Consider the following 16840-nt stretch of genomic DNA (forward strand, 5'->3'; position numbering starts at 1 on the left):
GACCAAGGATCTCGGCTATCATCCGTTCGCCGTACCTGCCGGGAATACCTCCGGCGCCTATACGAATACGCTTGGCGTGAAGATGGCGCCTTGCACATATTGCGGCTATTGTGAATTCTTCGGTTGTGGCAATTGGTCTAAAAGCAGCCCGCAAGCGTGCGTGTTACCGGCACTCATGGCACGGAAGAACTTCAGCTTGATTCCTGATTCCGAAGTGTTGCGCGTCGACCTGACTGGCGACAAGAAGATGGCTACTGGCGTGACCTTCATCGATAACGACGGACAGGAGTGGGAACAGCCCGCAGATATCGTCGTGCTATCGGCTTATCAATTCGATAATGTTCGACTGATGTTGCTTTCGGGCATCGGCAAACCCTATAACCGCGATACCGGTGAAGGGGTCGTGGGTCGCAATTATGCGTATCAGACCATCTCGGGTGCATCACTTTGGCTGAAGGATCAGCAACTGAACCCGTTTATCGGTGCGGGTGCACTGGCGCAATCGATCGACGATTTCAATGGCGATAACTTTGATCATTCGAATCTCGACTTCATTGGCGGCGGCACGGCGCTGATTCACTCGACGAATGGCCGGCCGATCGGTTTGTCGGGAGGGGTGCCCAAGGGCACGCCGGCGTGGGGCTCAAGCTGGAAGAAGGCTTACCAGAAGGCCTACCAGAACTACAATTCGATCTATGTAATGGGCAACAGCTATCCGCATCGAGACGTCTTCCTCGACCTTGATCCGGAATACAAGGATCGTCATGGCCAGCCGTTGCTGCGAGTGACGTTTGATTGGAACGAGAACGACAAGCGTTCGGGCAAGTTCATGGCGGATAAGTCCATGGAGATCGCCAAGGCGATGAACGCCGAGACAATCGAGCGTTCAGAGCCGACGGCCGCGCCGTACACGCCGATGACCAATCTGTCTTCGCATACCACGGGCGGGGCGTGCATGGGCGATGATCCGCGGACCAGCGCGGTCAACAAGTATTTGCAGAGCTGGGATGTACCGAACACCTTTGTCTGCGGCGCATCGGCGTTCGCGAACAATGCCGGCTACAACCCGACGGGTACGGTGGCCGCGCTGACGTTACATGCCGCGCAAGCCATTCGGGATCAGTATCTGAAGGCACCTGGCGCATTGGTGAAGGTCTAGACGATGGCGCAACAACCTACTCAACACTCGCCACGCCGGTCTGGCGCCGCCCGCATCGGGATCGTGATTTTTATCCTGATCATCCTTGCGGCCGTGATTCTTGGCGGCTTGATTGCCTGGCGTTCGCACCAGCGTGCCAATGCGCCGGTTGATACCGCGCTGCTGGATCAGATCACGCAATACGGCGCGAATGATGGCAGTAAGGAGGCCGATCCGATCAAGCGGGGCTTGTACCTGGCCCAAGCGGGGGACTGTATCGCTTGTCATACGGCGAAGGGCGGCAAGCCGTTTGCTGGCGGTTTGGGCTTGAATACCCCGTTCGGCGTCATTGTGTCCAGCAATATTACGCCGGACAAGCGGTACGGCATTGGCGATTGGACGGACGCGCAGTTTCTGCATGCTGTCAAGGATGGTGTCGCGCCGCATGGCAAGTTGCTGTACCCGGCGATGCCGTACAACTTGTATTCGCGCGTTACCGACAAGGACCTGCTTGACGTCTTTGCTTATTTGAAGACGGTTGCGCCAGTAGCCGAAGCACCGCCCGCAAACCAGTTGCCGTTCCCGTTCAATATTCGCCAATCACTTTTCTTCTGGAATCTGCTGTTCTTCAATCCGACGCCTTTCACGCCGGACCCGAAACAGTCGATCGAGTGGAACCGTGGCGCCTATCTGGTTGACGGTCTTGGTCACTGCACGGCTTGCCACAGCGGCAAGAACTTCCTCGGGGGCGATACGGATTATCTGCAAGGATATGACCTCGAGGGTTGGCATGCACCCGAGATCACCGGCAATACCTATACCGGTATTGGCAGTTGGAGCAACGCGGACGTCGTGGCTTACCTGCATACGGGGGGTAATCGCATCAGCGTCGCGGCAGGGTCGATGGGCGAGGCAGTGACGAATTCGACGCAGCATATGACCGAAGGTGACCTGAGCGCAATTGCCACTTACTTGAAGAGCTTGCCCGGGTCTGACAGAAAGCGGCCGACACCGCTGCAGCAAACGGACGCCATGATGGTGTTGGGACATGACATCTATCAAAGCAATTGCGCTGCCTGTCATAAGACGAGCGGCGAGGGTGTCGAGGCGATGGTGCCATCCCTGGCAAACAATCCGGGCGTGCAAGCGCCGGGTGCCAACAACGTGATCCGAACGATCTTGATGGGCGGGCGCGGTGCCGCTACAGCGAGCAATCCGACGAGCGCGGAAATGCCTGCGTTTGCCTGGAAACTGTCGGACCAAGAGGTGGCGGCCGTGGCGACGTATATTCGGAATAGTTGGGGTAACGCGGCCGATGCGATTACGGCCGCCGATGCAACGAAGCTGCGTACGCGTCTGAAAGCGCCACCGCAGTTAGGATCACAACCTTAAAATTTGAGACGCAAGCAGCCGCGACACACCACACCCCGATAGCGATATCGGGGTTTTTTTACCTGCGTTTTTATCGACGGTGCGAGCGTATTGCACGAGGGCTGTGATAGGCAGGCGTATATTCCTGCTGGCGTGTACGGCCACGAGTGAAGAGGATGCCATGGTTACGGGTATCAGTATTGGGTCATGGACCCAAACGAGTCATATTGGCCGGAACCGCAACCTATTTCCTTTGCACGGGAACGATGGGGCGGTACTTTATCGTCGAGCGCCAGTCAGATACCGTTGCGGTAGTCTTTAAGTGCTTGGCGTGAGAAGCAGTACGATAATGATCCGGAAAACAAGACCTTCGTATTGATCAATGCCATCAGGCCGACGCTAGCGATGTAATCAATCTCTTGATTTAAAGACACAAGGCTTGTGTTGTCAAAATACATGTTACGGTGAACAACGAAGGCGGCATGCGCTGCTTTTGTCTTCTTTTCCGACATGCGCGAACATTCGAACAAGACTCCCGCACCGTCCCAGGCTCCGTGGGACAATCTTTTCTCGCCCGAATGGCAGCAGTGCCTGTGGCGGACGGGGTTAATGGCCTGGCCGACCATCGCTGTATGCCTGTGGATCGGTCAGATTACAAATCACATGGTACCGATGCTGGTCGTCGCCGGGGGCGCGTTCACTGTCGGCTTAGGGGCGCTGCAACGTTTTACGCGAATTTCGATCATGCCGATGCTACTTGCGTGCCTCGGCATGATGTTGTCCACGTGGATTGGTTCACGCATCGGTGCCTCATTGACGGCGATGCTGTTGGCAAGCGCGATTTGGGCGGCACTGGGCGGGTGGGCTGCGATACGCGGGCCGGGATTGACCTGGATTTGTCAGCAATCCGCGATCGCGCTATTCGTCGCAGGTAGTTTTGCCGGTAGCAATAGTGGGAATGCCAGTGTTGCTAACTCATCTTTTCCAATTGATTTTGGCCTAATGCTGCAGGCGATCTTGCCGCAATTCGGTGAACTCGTTCATGGTTCTGGAACGTTCGGCGTATCGACCGACTACGCGGCGCAACGGGCGCTAATGGTGGGTATCGGCGGGGCGGTTCAGATCGGATTTCTGGGGGCGGCTTTTTGTTCTGGCCGCGTGCGATCCCGCCGATCTTACCGTCTCAATCTTTAAGAAGTGATACTCGTGGTGCGCTGGCCACGGCATTGCGCGCGGCGCTGGCTTGTACTGCCGCCAGTCTGGCCGTGCATATGTTGAAGCTACAACATAGCTATTGGGCACCTATGACCGCGTTGGTCGTGCTCAAACCATCTTTGAAGGAAGAGTTCCACAGTGTGCTGCAGCGCTGTATAGGGACTGTCACGGGGGCAACGCTAGTAACACTCGCGATTTTTTTCTTCGCCCGAGTCCGGGATGGTTGATTATCGCGACGAGTCTGTGCGCCTTATCTGCCTACGCGTTGAATCGCGTCAGCTATCTCTTCTTCAGCGCGGCCCTGACTGCCTACATCGTTTGCATGCTTGGTTTGGTCGATCCCGGACAAATTGCTCCGGAGATCGCTTTGTACCAGGAGCGGATTGGCGCAACGCTGATCGGTTGCGGCATGGCACTCGTTATTGACTATCTTCTCAAGGCGATCGGACTTAATGCCAATCGTCGACCGGGAATGGACTAACCTTATTCGATTTTGAAAAGGCCTTGCGCAAGGCGCGGCATGTCGAGGTAACGCCGATTGGTCGAGGCCTCATGTTTGTCAAGACTACTATTTAGTGTTTTCCTCAAGATGTCGCCTTTGCGTTCGTAACTGTAGGCAGATTCGGCTTTTCACTTGATAAGGCGAAGACGTCACTATTCCAACGAAGCTTGATTCGTAAAAGCGGCATGTCAAACCTTGTACATGGTCTAATCCGCAAATGAGCAGTGAGACGAATGTCCCAAGTCATGCAACTATAGTTTTGCGATGTAAGCGCTTTCTTTATTTATCTATTTATTTTGGAATGCAGATCATGCGAGTGTTATTTGATGCCGTAGCACCTCTGTATTTAGGGAATACGGATGACGATGAAGAATTAGAAGAAAAGGTTGTGGCTGTGAGACAGGGTAAGCTGGATGAGTTGCCCAGTGATGTCTTTTGCATGTCTGCTTCCTTGCTTTCCGCACGTTCACTATTCAGCCTTAGTCTAGTTAGCAACAAATACTATACATTGTTGCGGTCGCAGTTTCAGTCAAGCTTTATGGCTATATCGAACATCGGAAGATTTCGGACTAGTGAGCCTCTAGAGGCTCTGTTCATGCAGACGCTGAACAGTATTCAGACTGTTCGCATTCGTGCCCAGCAGCCAGCGCTGCTAAGAGCGCTTGTGTTGACAATACCAGACGGTAACCGGAGTGGTTCAGATGACCGACACGGGCATAGGCATCTAGCTTTCTTTAAAGGAAAAGCTTTTAGCGCTGTTCTTTCCGAACAAGAAAGCGTGATAAAACTTCCACCATGTTCTTTATCGCAAGCCCTTGATTTAGTTAATCTGATCGTTGCGCGTTATGCCATATTTAAGTCCTTTGAGCATTGCAAGATAACACCTTTTAATTTGCTGCAGCAAACTGAAAAATCATTTTGGGTGGCAGTGCTTAATTCCCTTACTGAGAACATTCCAGCATATGATCTGAAAGATGCGATAACGTTATTTTTTGAAAATTATGACGGTCTGCCAGAAAATATTTCTGATTCATTTGCAGGGGCCTTGGCATCAGCACTGTTTTTTAACAAAAAGCATCAAGGGGATATGGTTCAGGCGATAATGCGCAGGCGTTTTGGCGTGACGACGGACAAGCAGTGGTCTATTGTCGATCAGCGTATTGCCTCGGAACTTCATGAGCATTGTAAGGAAGCGCCAGGGCCGGACTTTGATCTGGAATGTTCGAGATGGCGTGCTTGCAACACGCGTTTTGTAATCCAGGCAGAACAGGCGACGCTCGCCATAAAACCTCATTATAACTTCGGTGAGAGAGCGCAAATCGATGTTTTACCAATACGGAAGTCTGAAAAATCTCCAGGCTGGTTTAATCGGGCATTTCACTTTCTGAATCCTTGGCATGCGTATGCAAATCCCGTCAAAGGTCCGGAAGTGGTCGTTTCCGCACTTAGCATAGATCTTGAAAAATTCCCTGGTAGATTTATTTGCGCCCTAGCTAACTTGCTTCCTGCGCGTTCAATATTTACCCTTAGCTTGGTCAGCAAGCCTTTTTACGATCTTCTGCGCTCTCAATTCCAATCAATTTTTACGGCTATCTCGAAGATCGAAAGCTTCCGGACTGGAACGCCGGTGCGCTTGTTGTTTATCCAGGCAATCACCAGTATTGAGGCTGTTCGCATAGTTGCGCAGCAGCCGGGCTTGCTCCGAGCGCTGGTGTCGTGCATGTCTGTTCGCAATAAATCAATTTCCGACCATTGGAAACTTGGTAACTGCGATAACTTTGATGGAAAGAAGCTATACGAAGTTATTTCAGGAAATGAAGCTCGCATCGGGGCAACACCGCAAAAATTATCGGAAGCTATTGCTTTAATTGATTTGGTCGTTGCGCGTCATATCGCATCTGGATCGTTCGAAGATTGTGCGATATCGCCTCTGGACCTGTTAAAGAGAAACGACAAAGCTTTTTGGCCTGAAATGCTTTATTCATTAATAAATAGCATTCCTTATGATATGCTAAGAAAGGAAATTCAATTGTTTGCTGAAGAATTTGATGGAACCTTGAGCGACATACCTCAATTACTCGCGTGCGAGTTGGCATCGGCATTATTTTTTCGCTCAAAGCTTGACGGGGAAGCGATCAGAGCAAGGATGCAAACGCATTTTGGCCTAAATACATTAGAACAGAAATCCGAGATAGATATTCGCATCGCAAGGGAGCTTCATTTGAAGCTTCCATCTGCACCCGGTGCAGCCTTTGATGAACAGTGTTCGAGATGGCGTCCATACGATCCGGACTTTGTGATCCTTGCTGAATACGCGACAACTGAGATCGAGCCAGGCTTCGATTTTGGTGAAAGAGCAATGATCGGCGATGCATCCACAATTGAGGAAGTAATTTATCAATTTGGATATAATATTCGCGATATTGATGATAGGATTAATATATAAAATCTTATTTTATTTAATAAAATGGTCGTGAATGTTAGAAGAATTAGGGGGGGTTAATCTTTCCCTATGGAGAAATACGAATTAGGTAAGCAACGATATAGCTGCAATTACAAGTTTTCGCATGTCAATCACGCGATTATTTGAGTATTTGTTGGATGGTGGGTCAGGGTGGACGTGATGGGTTCGTATTTTTGTGTATTCGTCAATCATGCAGTGGTCTCCGATTTTCGCATTCACTTTCTTTGTCGTGGAAGTTATTTTTTTACTTGAAAATAATTCCAGGGTAGGTGATCAATATAAAAATATCATTTTCACGATGAAGAAAAATGCTCCCGGTAGATTTTTTTTGAAAAAATTATTTTATATGAAGATTGTTAACAACGCGCAAACGTTTTGGAAATTTCGGATGTCATTTGGGATGGCATTGACTGCTCTGGTGTTGAATGGGTGTTCTCCTGGTAGTCGCGATGCGGAACCGGCAGCCACGGCGGCAGCAACGGCATTAGCACCGACACCAACACCAGCAACGGCACGAGAAACGGCACCAGCAACGACACCAGTAACGACACCAGTAACGACACCAGTAACGACACCAGTAACGACACCGACACCGACACCGACACCGACACCGACACCGACACCGACACCGACACCGACACCGACACCGACACCGACACCGACACCGACACCGACACCGACACCGACACCGACACCGACACCGACACCGACACCGACACCGACACCGACACCAACACCAACACCAACACCAACACCAACACCAACACCAACACCAACACCAACACCAACACCAACACCAACACCAACACCAACACCAACACCAACACCAACACCAGGATTGGGGTATTCGCTTTGGAATGCAACTCCTGCAGAACGCCCTCAAACGTATCGAAGCGCGCATGAGTTTTTGATTACCCGGCCCGTCGTTGGCGTGCCGAAAGGGCGAAAATTTTCGCGAGGTGAAAATGCGAGAAAGTTGCTGAGCATCGACAATAAAATCCGTCGTTTTATGGATTTGAACCGGGTTGCAGGTTTTATGGCCCTAAAAGACGGCAAAACGCTGGTGGAAGAATATGGCTTGGGAAACTACGCCGATTCAAGGTGGCAGACGTTCGGCGTCACATACTCTATTCTGTCCACGATGGTGGGGCTTGCTATTAAGGAGGATCTGCTTTCTTTAACAACGCGGGTACGCGATGTCTTGGGCGACAAGGCTGGATCGGTGTATGGCATGGCGACTGTCGAGCAATTGCTGCGAATGCAGTCAGGCGTGAAATGGGAGCTCGATGGGGCGCGGCCGGGCGGTATTGGAGATATGGTCCGGGCAGGTGAGAAGGGCGAACGTGGCGCGACGTTGGCGTTCCTTGCATCGCTTGATGCGGACCCCGCATTGATTGGTGGAAATATATACAACCACAACGCTGGTGATGTGCAAATGCTCGCTGAAGTGCTTGACGCGACGGTGCGACGGCGAGGTTATGATGGTTTGAGCGATTACATGTCGAAGAAGATTGCGCAGCCGTTTCAGATGGAGGGCGGCACATGGGTGTCGGAGACGCAGGATGGCGGAGAGCTGATTTTTTCAGGAATCAGCTTGACGCTGCGTGACAATGCACGCTTTGCGCAAGGCATTCTTGAGGAATTTAAGAAAGGCGACAGTAGCATATTGCCACTGGGATGGAAGTATGCCGCTTATCTGGATCCTCATCCTCTTAGTTCACGTGATAGGCACGGTGCGAACCCGAAGTTTGGCTATCTTTGGAAAACGCATGGCTCAAGCTTTATTGCGCCAGATGCTCTTTTTTATGCTCAAGGGATTGGAGGGCAAGCAATCATTATCCTCCCAAGTAAGAGACTGATCTATGTCTTGCAAAGTGCATGGGCTGCTGAAGACGATGTGCAGATAGCAACGCTGTTTGCTGATCTTTTTAAACTAAATTTAGATATTGAAAAGAAAATATCTGCGGAACGTGTTGATGACTTTTTGACACCTTAGTTCACAAATTTACTGCTTAGCGTGCCACTGATCGGATTGTGATGACGTACAACTTGTACGGTTTTGTTTCCTCACGCCGGGACAACTATTTCTAATGGAAGTGTACTTCGCGTTAGTAGCATGAGTTTACCGAAATATGCCTAACGCTCTATGGCAAGAGTGCGAAATGTACGGATTTTAATAGAAAGTAAATATATTAGTTATCCTATATATAAAATTATTTTCTATATGTTGATGTCGATGTATTCAGGCATATGGGTGATTTTTCTTGAGGAAGTGTTTTTAATATGAACATAGATGACAACAGGCAGACGTTCCGAAAATTTCGGACATCATTAGGGATAGTGTTGAGCGTTTTGGTATCGACTGGGTGTTCTCCTGGTAGTCGCGACGCGGAACCGGCAGCAACGGCATTAGCACCGACACCAACACCAACACCAACACCAACACCAACACCAACACCAACACCAACACCAACACCAGCAACGGCACCAGCAACGGCACCAGCAACGACACCAGCAACGACACCGACACCGACACCCACACTCACACCCACACTCACACCCACACCCACACCCAAGGCGCAGCCTATGGATGCCTCAACATCGATTCCAGTATCGGGGCCATCAGAGGCAGTACCAAAGAAAGCTTTGGATGAGTCTGAAACCCTGGCACAAGATCAAAAAGAAGGTGATCCGGGTTTAGGGCAGTTTCTTTTTCATCGTCGCATTATTGGCGTCGGGAAAGCTCGGACATTTACCCGAAGCCCGAGCGCGGCTCATATATCGTCTATCGAGAATGAAATACGCGAGTTTATGAACATGCATAAAGTTGCAGGGCTGATGGTGCTGTTGAACGGAGAAGCATTAATTGAGAAATACGGCATGAACAGTAGCGTCAATATGAGGTTGCAAACTATCGACGTCACGCAATCTATCCTAGCCACGATGGTGGGGGCGGCGCTTCAGGATGGTTTGCTTGCTTTGGATACGCGGACGGGTGATGTAATAGGGCATAACGCGGGGCCGATTTACAGCATGGCAACGGTGTACCAATTGCTGAAAATGCAGTCGGGTGTGAAATGGCAGAGTGGCGGGAAGGATGCGGATGATTTACAACAACTTATTCGATCCGGCCAGCTCGGTGAGCGTGGTGCCACATTGTCCTTTCTTGCAACCTTTCCGGCTGACCCTTCATTGGCTGATGGAGAGACGTATAACTACAATCCCGGTGATTTTCAAGTTCTTGCTGAAGTGTTGGACGCTACTGTACGCCGGCACGGCTATGACGGGCTAAGTGATTACTTATCTGTGAAGGTCATGCAGCCATTCAAAATGGGGGGCGGCGCATGGGCGTCGGAAATGCAAAATAGTGGGGAATTGATTTTTCCGGGAATTGCGCTCTCACTTTCTGATACTGCGCGATTCGCACAAGGCATGGTCGAAGAAATGAAAAAAAAGCACAGCAGCATCTTACCTAATGCGTGGTACAAAAATGATTGTATCGACTTGACTGCCGACGTTTCGCTTCGAAACAGTTGTCAGGCAATAATCGTCATGCCAGACGAAGGACTGGTTTATGTTTTGCAAAGTGGGGTCGCAAACCGTGATATAGAACAAGCGCAAGAGCTACATGAAGCCTTTCAAGCTCTGCAAAAAAAGATCGCATGGACGATAACAAAGAGTTATTTACATTAGAATTCTAAATCCGTCTTTATAAACTCAATCGTCCAGTATATGTCGCCGGTCATCTGGACATTAGTTCTATGAGATCCGAAAAGACTTTCCAGGCCAAACGCTGATGTTATTAAGTTTGTTCCGAGTAATTCGATCCGGTGACAAATTGATGCGACGTCGCAGGTCGCATCAACTGTCGATGCATCGACATCCTATACGCTGCGTGAAAGCAGGCGCCCGATCATGGCATCTGGTAATGCGCTGATCAGCATGTGCAACGTAAAGTCCACGTCCGATGCGGCAATGTCGAATCGCACGATCAAGTCTTCTCCGGCAACGCTGATACTGGCAATGTAGACGCCGAGGGGGGAGTGCAGTAATTGGCTGAGGCTTTCGCGTGGTGTATGGACCTTACCGTGATAATCGTTCAGTAGCGTGACATCCAGGAATACGCGTCGCTGCAATGCGTTTGCAGGCAATGCATCGTCCGAGAGAATCGATTTTGCTTCTTCTTGATTGTGCGAGGCCAGGGTTGGGAAGTTCATCATTTATCCGAGAAAGCCAATGGTAACGGTTCGAGGTTGTTTAGCTGAGCGAGCGCGTGCGCTAACTGCCTCATGAGCTTTTCTGATGCGGTGGCCAGCGGTGCGCGCGTCTCCGCGCTCGCAAGTCCTTGCAATGCCAGGCATGCTTTTATTGCGGTAGGGTTGGTCGTCGAGAAAAGCAGGCGGATGATGTCCGAGAGCCCATCGAAGTCCAGGCATGCTTCGTTTCTTCGACGTTCAAGGCCGGAAGAGGTCCTGCCCGACAGCGACGCTCGGATATCTCGATCAATGGAAACGAGTTCTTCCGGGAAGACGTGGGCACTGGCGAGAATGGCGCCGCTGCCGCCTGCTTGCAGGCATTCGATAAGTGCATTATCCGTCCCGCACAGCATGCTGAGAGGGAGTTTCCCGAAGGCGCTGAAGCTGCTGGGCACACATGCTTTGATCGCCGTGATTTCGTGCCGATACAGCAGCTTCTCTACGGTTTCTGGTGCCAGTGCGACGCCTGCGCGCAGTGGAACGTCATACAGTATGATCGGCTTCCTTGCGACATCGGCGATTGTCGAGAAGTGCCAGATCAAGCCGTCTTGATCGGGCCGGATGTAGGCAGGAGCAGGGACCAGATACCCATCAGGCTGAAAGCGGTCATAAATTTGAATCGATTCACACATCTCCGATGTGCTCAATCCACTGACACCAATATAGACCGGCATACCGGACGGGACAGCGTCGAAGATCGTGTCCAATACCTCGCTACGCTCAATCCGTGACAAAAGGGTTGATTCACCTGTCGTGCCCAGCGCGACAAACCCGCTGATACCTGTACCGGCATAGTGCTGCACCAGATGTCGTAATGCAGCAACGTCCACTTTGCCATGCTTGAATGGCGTGACTAAGGGTAACCACATACCTGAGATCATTACTTTTTCCGTCGCGGACTGTACTCGAACTCCCGCGGGTAAATTTGGTTGATAGTGGCGTTGGGGATAAGCGTCATCAGCGCTTGAAGAGTTGATTTCATGCCTGCTGCGGGAATGTCGAACGTGAAGTGAATGTGTATTGGAAAGAGCGTTGCGTGGCGTACTCGCGCACCCATCGATGATCCAAACACTTTCTTGAGTTGGGCGCGTTTCTTATCTCCCTCGTGCTCCTCGACCACCACTTCAACGACGTATGCATCAAATGGCGTTATAGGAACCGTAGGAAGGAAATGCCTTTCTGAATTGGTTTTGCTCGACAAATGCATGATGCCGTTCCTCGCTTTGCCATTGGGATTGGTACGGCGACCCCAATATCACTTCAATTAATCTTTCTCTGCCGCAGTACGATGCGATAGTGAAATCGTAGCGCCAACGCACATCAAATTGGCGTAAAAATCGCGGGTCGATGTATCAAGAACCTGTAAAGATTTTCGTGCTTGAAAAATAGGACCGCTTAAGCGACGGTGCTTTTTTTGTATCTGCTCTGGATTTTGCTGGTGTAAGGATTCGCCGTCATACCACAGATGCACCTTGCAATGATGTACCTCGCAAATCACTCAATCGCCATTACCCGTCAAAACCTTAAGCCGCGCGAGCTTTCAAATTTTTTAAGCCTTGACTAATAAAAGTACCGTGCACGCGTTAGATCGTCTAACTCTGCAAAAAAAGAGAAATGGGTAGTGGCAAATTAAGTCAGTACACCTAATATATTAGAGGTGTAAGTATTATATGAACGTGGGAACAGGGATCCCACTTACCTGGTAGCGGTGAATGGCTATCTACACAGAAGCAAGGATGAATAGCGTTTTACGCGCCATGCCGCATCGTATTCTTTCCATGACAGAACGTCACGGTAAGCAAGGATATCAACGTCAGTCCGACGGCCAAGGCGGCCACGCCTGTCGCACCGGCCCCGCGCAACATGTAGATGGCCAGGATTGGCGTTAGCCCACCCACAACGGCGGTGGAGAGTTCGCGGCCCAGCGCCACGCCGCTGGCGCGTACCGCGGCGGGAAATTGCGCCGAGAACAACGCTCCCTGTACGGCGAGCAACCCGTTCACGCCGATGCCGATCGTCAAGACCATCGCCAGGCAGATCAACGTGGGCGAGCGGGTGGCGGTCAACGGGAAATACGCCACGCTGGCAGCGATCGAAAACAATAATGCAACCATAAAGAAACGTCGTACACCGATATGATCCGCCAGCGCGCCAAATAACGGCGCAGTGACCACGGCCACCGCGGCGGCAATCAACGTGGCGTGCAACGCGACTGCGCGCGGCATGCCGAGGGTGGCCGTGAGGTAGTACGAAGTGAAGGTCAAAAATAGAAAACCGAGACCGGCTTGCGCGAACTGCGCGCCTACCACAAACACGACCCCGCGCCATTCGTCTCGCAATAGTGCCCGCACTGCGGTGCTTTTCCGCGTTGCGTCTGGTTGCAGAACTTGTGCCGCATGAAATGCCTGACTTTCACTCAGGTTGCGTCGAATCCAGACGCCTGCGAGCAGCAGCAACCCGCTGAACAGGAACGGGATGCGCCAGCCCCAGTCCGCAAACGCCGGTCCGGTCAACCAGGAAAACACTCCGAGCGCTGCCGATGCCAACAACATGCCGGCATACACACCCGTTGCGGGCAGCGCGCCGCGCACACCACTGTTTCTTGCTGCGCCCGTTTCAACGGCATACACCGCCGCCACGGCGAATTCAGCGCCAGCGCCCACGCCTTGAATAATGCGCAAGAACAATAACAAGAGCGGCGCGGCCAGGCCGATCGATGCATAGGTGGGTAGCAGGCCGATCAGGCAACTGCTGCCACCGGTCAGCAACAGGATGACGACGAGGATGCGTTTCCGGCCAAAGCGGTCCGATAATGTCGCCAGCAGCAAGCCGCCAAAGGGGCGCGCCACAAAGCCGACGGCGAACGTGGCATAAGCGGCTACCGTGCCAGCAAACTGATCGGTAGCCGGAAAGAAACTTGCGGACATCACGCTGCCCACGAGCAATGTGTACAAGAAGAAGTCGTACCATTCCAGCGCGCTACCCACCACCACCGCCACGGCCGATTGGACACGTTCCTTGTGCGACGGCAATGCCGCCTTCATCGGTACGCCCACGGTTCCCGTCTCGCTGTCAGCGCTCGCTATCAAGCCATCGGTCGCGTTCGCGGGACTTTGGGTTGCTATGCTGCGCATCGACTTTTCCATCGGCTGGTATCTCGTCCCGCAATCTTTATTAGTCATAGCCGGGTTTTACGTCTTGAAGGCGGCCCCCGCAAAGCAAGACCTCGCGGCGATTATAAAGAACTGTGATGGCAAGGGAAATGCGCGTTGCGTACGAACGCCGCATTTTTTGCGAAAAATGCCAGATCCATAGCGTTATGATGCGGGTTTTCCGCAAAAATATCCCGATAAATGCGGGATGCGTCGATCTTCCATCATGATGCCGACTGGGACGGTATGATCGCATCGGGGCGGAGGTACGCCAGCACTGCTTCGATCAACATCTGTCGATGGGCGGGGCGCTGACTCGGCAGCAATGGGTCGCGGCCAAATAAGGTGCCGAACGTGTATCGGTTCAAGACCCGGTGAAAAGAAAAACTGCTCATTAGCATGTGCAGATCGATAGCATCAACATTCGCGCGAAAGCAGCCGGCACGCACCCCACGCTCGAGAATCTGCTCAAGCAGTTGAATCGCGGTGGCATTGCGTCCCCGACTCGTTTCCGACCGCTTCAGGAAAGTGGCCTGCTGGAAGTTTTCGATGCTGACCAGCCGCACGAAATCGGGATGCGCTTCATGATAGTCGAAGGTTAATCCGACCAAGGCGCGCATGGCGTCGATCGGCGGTTGTTCGATCAGGCGCATCTCCTCCTCGTTATGCCGGATACCCCCATAGGCTTGATCGAGAACCGCCTGATAAAGCTCATCCTTGCTACCAAAGTAGTAATAGATCATCCGCTTCGTCGTGCGGGTCTTTGCCGCAATGGCATCCACGCGCGCGCCGGCAAGGCCGTTCGTCGCGAACTCCTCGGTAGCGACTTCGAGGATATTCTGCTTCGTCAACTCCGGATCATTCTTTCGCTTGGGACGTCCTTTTGCCGTGGTCGGTGGCGGGACAACGGGGTCGGACGAATCCTGCGATGGGTTCGACGAGGCAGTCGCGGCACCGGATGGGGCGTCCGCACGCGTCACACTAGGCGGGGTGGCCTCAGAGTCAGAAAAGGAATTCAGTGGAGCGTCGGGCATACCGGTTGTGCGGTGCGGCAAATCGAGATATATGACACATTGTATGCGTATTTCTCGCGATCTGCCGCGCCGGATAGGCTGGAACCACCACGCTGTTGATTGATTAGTGCGAGATTTTTTCCAGCGCAATGTCGCGGGTTCTGGGCCCCATCAGACCGATCACGAGCATCACGATCAGCATGGCAGCAGCGATAAAGGCAAAAACACCCACAACGCCGAAGCCGTGCAAGATGGCGGAGATGGCGAACGCCGTGAAGATTGCCGAGAACCGGCTCCACGAGTACACGAAACCCACTGCCTGGGCACGAATTGCGGTTGGGTACAATTCGGTTTGGTAGGCATGCAGATTGAACGACATCATATTGCACGCCAGCGTGATCAATACGCCGGTCACGATCAACGGCACGCTACCGGTGACCTGGCTGAACAGCAGTCCGCACACCATGATCGCACCCGCCATGAACACGATCATGCTCTTGCGTTCGAAGCGATCTCCCATCCATAGCCCGATCATCGGGCCGATGGGCGCGGCCACGGCGATAATGCTCGAATAGGCAAGACTACGCGTGACTGTCACGCCATGCGAGATCAGTAGCGTTGGCAGCCAATTGGCAAAACCAAAGTACCCCACGGTCTGGAATACATTGCATAGCACCAGCATCGTCGTACGTTTGCGATAGACGCCTTGCAGGATATCGCGGAAGCGTTTGCGTTCGCCCACCGGTTCCGGGGCCAATGGCGGCGGTAACGGCTTGCCATATTCGCTGGCTACCCGGGTCTCCAGATCGGCAACGATGCGCTCGGCTTCCGCCGTACGGCCTTTCAGGGCGAGCCAACGTGGACTTTCCGGCAGTTGACGTCGAATCCACCAGATGAACATCGCGCCATGGGCGCCGATGAGCACGACCCAGCGCCAGCCTTCCAGCCCGAGGAAGTGCACCTCGGACAGCAGGTAGGTCAAGATCGCCGCGCATGGCACCGCGACAAAGCCGATCGCCTGCTCGCAGGCGAATGCACGGCCACGGATCTGCTTGGGTACCAGTTCCGCGATATAGGTGCCGATGGTCACCAGCTCGACGCCAATGCCAATGCCGGCGATGAAGCGCCACAGGTTCAGGCCCAATGCCGTGTCCTGGAAGGCCATGACGACATTGGCCACGCTGTACCAGAGCAACGACCCGGTGAAGACGGCACGACGACCAAAACGGTCGGCGAGAAACCCGCACGCGATGGTGCCGATAAACAGTCCCGAAAACAACGCCGCGATAAAGCCTGCCACGCCGTTATTGCCGAACAAGCCGGGTGTGGTGGCGGAAAGTATGCCGCTCTTGACAATCCCTGGGGCGATATACCCGGTGAACAGCAGGTCGTACATCTCAAAAAAGAAACCGAGACTGAGCAGCACGACGAAACGCCATATGGTTCGCGTGGCCGGCAGGCGATCCAGGCGCGCGGATAGAAGGCTGGCCGCAACCGCCGCATGATGCTGGTCTTGCCCCGGCTGGGATGCCGATACGTGAACAGAAGGCGAAACTTCTGGCGTCTCGCGCGAATGCGCGGTGCCGGGTGCGTGTTCCGCACCGGATGTCTGGTTGGGCGAACCCATGATCGTTGATGTCTCCGGGATGCACGCCGTTTCTGTAAGGCTGGCATGCAGCGGGAGTATAGCAAAGCCTTATACGGATACCAGACCCGATTTCATCGGGAC

17 protein-coding genes are annotated in these 16840 nt (G+C 52.7%); 8 read left to right on the top strand and 9 right to left on the bottom strand.

Annotated features, from left to right (window positions below; all coding sequences use genetic code 11):
• Both WM40_RS06375 and WM40_RS06380 read left to right on the top strand, forming a co-directional pair.
• Positions 1–1159, top strand: a 1159-nt coding sequence (locus WM40_RS06375) for a GMC family oxidoreductase (protein ID WP_046152486.1), incomplete at its 5' end; no start/stop codon positions are given.
• A gap of 3 nt (positions 1160–1162) precedes the next feature.
• Entirely contained in the window at positions 1163–2530 is a 1368-nt protein-coding gene (locus tag WM40_RS06380) for a cytochrome c (protein ID WP_046152487.1), read from the top strand.
• Between the two features lie 275 nt (positions 2531–2805).
• Here the strand turns inward: WM40_RS06380 and WM40_RS06385 are convergent, their stop codons facing one another.
• Positions 2806–3021 carry a hypothetical protein gene (locus WM40_RS06385; RefSeq protein WP_024905122.1) on the bottom strand — a complete coding sequence of 72 codons (216 nt, stop codon included), beginning with the start codon at positions 3019–3021 and terminating at the stop codon, positions 2806–2808.
• On the opposite strand from WM40_RS06385, the gene WM40_RS06390 reads away from it, so the two are divergent.
• The 4 genes from WM40_RS06390 to WM40_RS06400 all read left to right on the top strand — a co-directional run bounded on the left by WM40_RS06390 (position 3020) and on the right by WM40_RS06400 (position 6672).
• Positions 3020–3703 (top strand): hypothetical protein, encoded by a 684-nt coding sequence (locus tag WM40_RS06390; RefSeq protein ID WP_157685735.1) that lies wholly within the window; start codon positions 3020–3022, stop codon positions 3701–3703. The genes WM40_RS06385 and WM40_RS06390 overlap by 2 nt on opposite strands.
• 71 nt (positions 3704–3774) lie before the next feature.
• Positions 3775–3951 (top strand): FUSC family protein, encoded by a 177-nt coding sequence (locus WM40_RS32430; RefSeq protein ID WP_413783797.1) that lies wholly within the window; start codon positions 3775–3777, stop codon positions 3949–3951.
• Entirely contained in the window at positions 3876–4205 is a 330-nt protein-coding gene (locus WM40_RS29990) for an FUSC family protein (RefSeq protein WP_413783798.1), read from the top strand. Before WM40_RS32430 ends, WM40_RS29990 begins: the two co-directional genes overlap by 76 nt.
• Before the next feature lie 331 nt (positions 4206–4536).
• Entirely contained in the window at positions 4537–6672 is a 2136-nt protein-coding gene (locus tag WM40_RS06400) for an F-box protein (RefSeq protein WP_157685737.1), read from the top strand.
• Between the two features lie 374 nt (positions 6673–7046).
• On the opposite strand, the gene WM40_RS30875 is transcribed toward WM40_RS06400, so the two are convergent.
• Positions 7047–7553, bottom strand: coding sequence for a hypothetical protein (locus WM40_RS30875; RefSeq protein ID WP_201779126.1), 507 nt, complete (start codon positions 7551–7553; stop codon positions 7047–7049).
• 113 nt (positions 7554–7666) lie between these two features.
• Between WM40_RS30875 and WM40_RS30880 the strand changes: the two genes are divergently transcribed.
• Positions 7667–8686, top strand: coding sequence for a serine hydrolase domain-containing protein (locus tag WM40_RS30880; protein WP_162199042.1), 1020 nt, complete (start codon positions 7667–7669; stop codon positions 8684–8686).
• Positions 8687–8968: 282 nt separating this feature from the next.
• On the opposite strand, the gene WM40_RS30885 is transcribed toward WM40_RS30880, so the two are convergent.
• Positions 8969–9226, bottom strand: coding sequence for a hypothetical protein (locus WM40_RS30885; protein WP_162199043.1), 258 nt, complete (start codon positions 9224–9226; stop codon positions 8969–8971).
• A gap of 50 nt (positions 9227–9276) precedes the next feature.
• On the opposite strand from WM40_RS30885, the gene WM40_RS30000 reads away from it, so the two are divergent.
• The gene (locus tag WM40_RS30000) at positions 9277–10383 is read left to right on the top strand and encodes a serine hydrolase (RefSeq protein ID WP_157685075.1); all 1107 of its coding nucleotides are present in this window, start codon (positions 9277–9279) and stop codon (positions 10381–10383) included.
• A 191-nt stretch (positions 10384–10574) separates the two neighbouring features.
• On the opposite strand, the gene WM40_RS06425 is transcribed toward WM40_RS30000, so the two are convergent.
• The 6 genes from WM40_RS06425 to WM40_RS06450 all read right to left on the bottom strand — a co-directional run bounded on the left by WM40_RS06425 (position 10575) and on the right by WM40_RS06450 (position 16738).
• On the bottom strand, positions 10575–10907 hold the full coding sequence (locus WM40_RS06425; protein WP_024903990.1) for a hypothetical protein: 333 nt from the start codon (positions 10905–10907) through the stop codon (positions 10575–10577).
• Positions 10907–11827, bottom strand: coding sequence for a dihydrodipicolinate synthase family protein (locus WM40_RS06430; RefSeq protein WP_046152494.1), 921 nt, complete (start codon positions 11825–11827; stop codon positions 10907–10909). The genes WM40_RS06425 and WM40_RS06430 overlap by 1 nt, the downstream gene beginning before the upstream one ends.
• Positions 11827–12153: a hypothetical protein gene (locus WM40_RS06435; protein ID WP_046152495.1), complete on the bottom strand. Its 327-nt coding sequence runs from the start codon at positions 12151–12153 to the stop codon at positions 11827–11829. The genes WM40_RS06430 and WM40_RS06435 overlap by 1 nt, the downstream gene beginning before the upstream one ends.
• A gap of 541 nt (positions 12154–12694) precedes the next feature.
• Complete coding sequence (locus tag WM40_RS06440; protein WP_157685739.1) at positions 12695–14080, bottom strand: MFS transporter; 1386 nt, start codon at positions 14078–14080, stop codon at positions 12695–12697.
• Between the two features lie 242 nt (positions 14081–14322).
• Positions 14323–15132: a TetR/AcrR family transcriptional regulator gene (locus WM40_RS06445; RefSeq protein WP_081764981.1), complete on the bottom strand. Its 810-nt coding sequence runs from the start codon at positions 15130–15132 to the stop codon at positions 14323–14325.
• Between the two features lie 103 nt (positions 15133–15235).
• On the bottom strand, positions 15236–16738 hold the full coding sequence (locus WM40_RS06450; protein ID WP_046152496.1) for an MFS transporter: 1503 nt from the start codon (positions 16736–16738) through the stop codon (positions 15236–15238).
• Positions 16739–16840: the final 102 nt, after the last annotated feature.

Source organism: Robbsia andropogonis (assembly GCF_000970345.1).
Classification (GTDB): domain Bacteria; phylum Pseudomonadota; class Gammaproteobacteria; order Burkholderiales; family Burkholderiaceae; genus Robbsia; species Robbsia andropogonis.